Origin of the sequence: Streptomyces milbemycinicus (assembly GCF_002154605.1) — a bacterium.
GTDB classification, from domain to species: Bacteria; Actinomycetota; Actinomycetes; order Streptomycetales; family Streptomycetaceae; genus Streptomyces; species Streptomyces milbemycinicus.
Genome location: NZ_MUNE01001041.1, coordinates 1 through 3,760, shown reverse-complemented (window position 1 = coordinate 3,760; position 3,760 = coordinate 1). Strand labels below are relative to the sequence as shown.

At 70.3% G+C, this 3,760-nt stretch carries 3 protein-coding genes; 2 read left to right on the top strand and 1 reads right to left on the bottom strand.

All coding sequences use genetic code 11. The features are described from left to right. Window positions 1-1,837 (top strand): alkaline phosphatase family protein (locus CCN51_RS50745; protein WP_086861198.1); only part of this gene is annotated, 1,837 nt, incomplete at its 5' end. Window positions 1,838-1,842: 5 nt separating this feature from the next. Here CCN51_RS50745 and CCN51_RS50740 read toward each other — a convergent pair. Next, window positions 1,843-2,820, bottom strand: a complete 978-nt coding sequence (locus CCN51_RS50740; protein ID WP_014175459.1) for a zinc-binding dehydrogenase — start codon at window positions 2,818-2,820, stop codon at window positions 1,843-1,845. Between the two features lie 185 nt (window positions 2,821-3,005). Between CCN51_RS50740 and CCN51_RS50735 the strand changes: the two genes are divergently transcribed. Further along, window positions 3,006-3,760: TolB-like translocation protein (locus tag CCN51_RS50735; protein WP_211303343.1), on the top strand; the 755-nt coding region annotated here is incomplete at its 3' end.

The window sequence follows — 3,760 nt, the reverse complement described above, 5'->3', positions numbered from 1 at the left end:
CTCCGCCCCCGGTGACGCCACCGCCCCAGGCGATACCACCGCCGACCAACCCCCAACCGAGCCCACCGCAAGCGGCGGCTGGCGGGGTAAGTACCCCGTCGCCGCACGGGCCTTGGCGTGGGGAACCACGGTCGTGTCCGTCGCGCTGGTGTTTTTCGCGCTGCTGTTGCCGAGTCGGCTTCCCCTCATCCAACCCAGCGCCTTCCTGCACATCCCCGTGGAGGGGGTGCTCGGCGCCGGGGTGTTGCTCATCCTGCCGCCGATTCCGAGGCGGGTGGCGGCGGTGCTCGCCGGGGTGTTCCTCGGGCTGCTGACCATCCTCAACCTCCTCGACATCGGCTTCAACGAATTCCTCGGGCGCGGCTTCAACGTGGTGCTCGACTGGATCCTGCTCGACGACGCCCAGTCGTACCTCAAGGATTCGCTCGGCTCGACGACCGCGACGCTCGCCACGATCGGGGCCGTGGTGCTCGTTCTCGCGCTGCTTGCCGTCATGACGCTGGCGTGCCTGCGGATCGGCAAGGTCATGGCACGGAACAACACCGTGGCGACCCGTACCGTTCTCGTGCTCGGCACCACGTGGGTGGTCTGTACGGCGCTCGGGCTCCAGGTGTCCGGCGCGCCGATCGCCTCCCGGAATACGGTCGTGCTCGTCCAGAACCGGGTGAAGTGGGTGAAGGCGACCCTCAAGGACGAGCGGGAGTTCAAGAAGGTGGCTGCCCGGGACTCCTATGGGAACGTCCCGGGTGATCAGCTGCTGACCGGGCTGCGCGGCAAGGACGTCATCTTCACCTTCATCGAGAGCTACGGCCGCAGCGCCATCGAGGACCCGGAGATCGCACCCGGGGTCGACGCGGTGCTCGATGAGAAGACCAAGGAGCTGAGCGACGCCGGGTACTCGTCCAAGAGCGGCTGGCTCACCTCGGCGACGTACGGCGGCAACAGCTGGCTCGGCCACTCCACCTTCCTGTCGGGCCTGTGGATCGACAACCAGAGCCGCTATCGCACCGTCACCGCGGGCCATCACCTCACCATCACCCGCGCCTTCAAGCGCACCGGCGCCTGGCGCACGGTGGGCATCATGCCGGGCGTGACCAAGGGGTGGCCGGAGGCGAAGTTCTACGGCCTCGACAATCTCTACGACTCCCGGGATCTCGGTTACAAGGGCCCGAAGTTCAGCTGGTCGACCATGCCCGACCAGTACGCCCTGACGGCCTTCGAGCGCCTGGAGCACGGCAAGAAGCACGACAAGCCGCTGATGTCGGAGATCATCCTGACCTCCAGCCACCAGCCGTGGGCGCCGATCCCCAAGATGATCAGTTGGGACGAGGTCGGTGACGGCTCGGTCTACAACGACATCAAGAAGGCGGGCAAGGACCCCAAGGACGTGTTCACGGACTCCACCCAGGCGCGCGCCGAGTACGGCAAGTCCATCCAGTACTCGCTGAACAGTCTCATCGACTATGTGGTGAAGTACGGCAACAAGAACACCGTGCTCGTCTTCCTGGGCGACCACCAGCCCATGGCGAAGGTCAGCGGCGACAAGGCCAGCCGCGATGTACCGGTCGCGATCGTCGCGCACGACCCGGCCGTGCTGAAGCGGATTTCCGACTGGGGGTGGCAGGACGGGCTGCGGCCGGGCGCGGACACCCCGGTGTGGCGGATGGACACCTTCCGGGACCGCTTCCTGAAAGCCTACGGCCCGCAGCCGGGGTCTGGGGCGCCCAACTCGGGGTCGTCCAGCCCGGGGTCGTCCGGTTCCAAGCCGTCCGGTTCCCAGTCGGCCGGCTCCAAGCCCTCCGGCTCCGAGCCCTCCGGCTCCAAGGCGTCCCGCTGAGCCGATCAGCCCCCGATGTCCAGCACTGCCTTCCCCCGTACGCGCCGCCCCAGCAGCGCCGCCACCGCTTCCGGTGCCCGCTCCCACGAGCCGCGCCAGCCGATCTGCGGGTCGAGTCGGCCCTTGGCCAGCAGGCTCACCAGATACGTGAGGTCCAGGCCGAAGGGGGGCCGTACGGCGAAGGGTTCGAGCCGCCTGTCGCCGCCCGTCAGCCGCTCGCGCTCGAAGTCGATGGTGGTCGGTTCGAGCGACGCCTTGCCGATGGACTGGGCCGAGCCGCCGGGCTCGACCAGGGCGAATGCCTCGGCCAGCAGCGGGCCGCCCACGTTGTCGAGGACGCCGAAGACAGGTGCGGTGACGTGCTCGAGGCCGACGACGACCTCGTCGGCGCCGAGTTCGCGCAGCCCCTCGCCGCGCTGCGGGCTGCCCACCGCCGCGATGACGTACGCGCCCGCGAGGGCGGCCAGCTGCACCGCGAAGCGGCCCAGGCCGCCCGAGGCGCCGGTGATCAGCACCCGGCGGCCGATCACGGGGCCCAGCCGGCGCAGGGCCTGGAGCGCGGAGACCCCCGCGCCCGGCAGGGCGGACGCCGCGCCGAGGTCGACGGCGTCCGGCACGACGGCGAGTTCGGCGGTGTCGACCGCCCGCCGCTCGGCCCACGCTCCCGGTGGCCCGAAGGACGCCACGCGGGTGCCGACCGCGGGACCGGAGCCGTCGGTGGCGGCTTGGACGACGATGCCCGCCGAGTCCCAGCCGAGGACCTGCCCGGGGCGCGCTCGCTCTTCACGGTAGGCGAGTTCGCCGAAGTTGAGGGACGCCGTGTGGACCTCGACGAGGGCCTGAGCGTCATGTGGCACCGGCTCCGGGGCCTCACCGAGCCGCAGGCCCTGGGGGGCCTCGGGGTCGTACAGCAGAGCGCGCAACGCGGTCGCGTCCTTTCCGGTCGCTTGGCCCGGCGCCGGGTCGGCGCCGTGGTGATTCACGCGATTCACGCTGCCTGCGGGGTGCGGCCGTCGTCCAAGACCTGCCGTTATAGCCATTGGTTATCAGAGTGGCGGGCCGGGGGCACGGTTAAGTTCAGGTAACACCTATTTCCGTGGGCTGTTCCTCCGCTTGACCCCGCCTTTAGGTTCGGCGAGATCGTGATCTTCGAGCGGAGGGTACGGCTGTGGGTATATCGCGCAGAAAGCTCATCCGGCGCGGCGGACAGGCCGCGGCCGGGGCCGGAAGTCTGTGGCTGGGCAGCCAGTTGACCGGGCTCGCGACGGCGGCCAACGCGGCCGAGAACACAGAGAACACAGAGAACGCCGAGCAGGCCGAAAACGCCGACAGCGCCACGCAGACCGCGGACGGCGCCACTCGGCGGATCACCGTCACCCAGGCGACCAACGCCTCCGCCGCGCTCTCCCCGGACGGCCGGACCGTCGTCCTCGATCTGCTCAATCTGCTCTGGACCGTCCCGGCCGCCGGCGGTGAGGCCACCCGGCTCACCGGTATCGACCAGGAGGCGACCGAGCCCGACTTCTCGCCCGATGGCCGCCATCTCGTCTACCAGTCCTACACCGACGGCAACTTCCACCTCTGGCTCGCCCGCGCCGACGGCACCGGGGCGCGCCGGCTGACCAGTGGCGGCGCCGACCACCGCGAGCCGCGGTTCTCCCCGGACGGGAAGCGGATCGCCTACGCGGGGGAGGCCGACGGCCGGTACGCGATCCACGTCCTCGACCTCGACAGTGGCGCCACCAAGGTGTGGGCGCCGAGCACGGACGCCACCGTCCAGCAGGCGCAGCCCTTCTGGCGCCCCGACGGAAAGGCGATCGCCTTCACCTCCGGCAAGGGCGACGCCCCGCAGAGCGTCGTCCAGGTCGACGCCGACGGGAAGCGCACCACGCTCGCCACCGTCACCGAGGGGCGGGTGGCGGG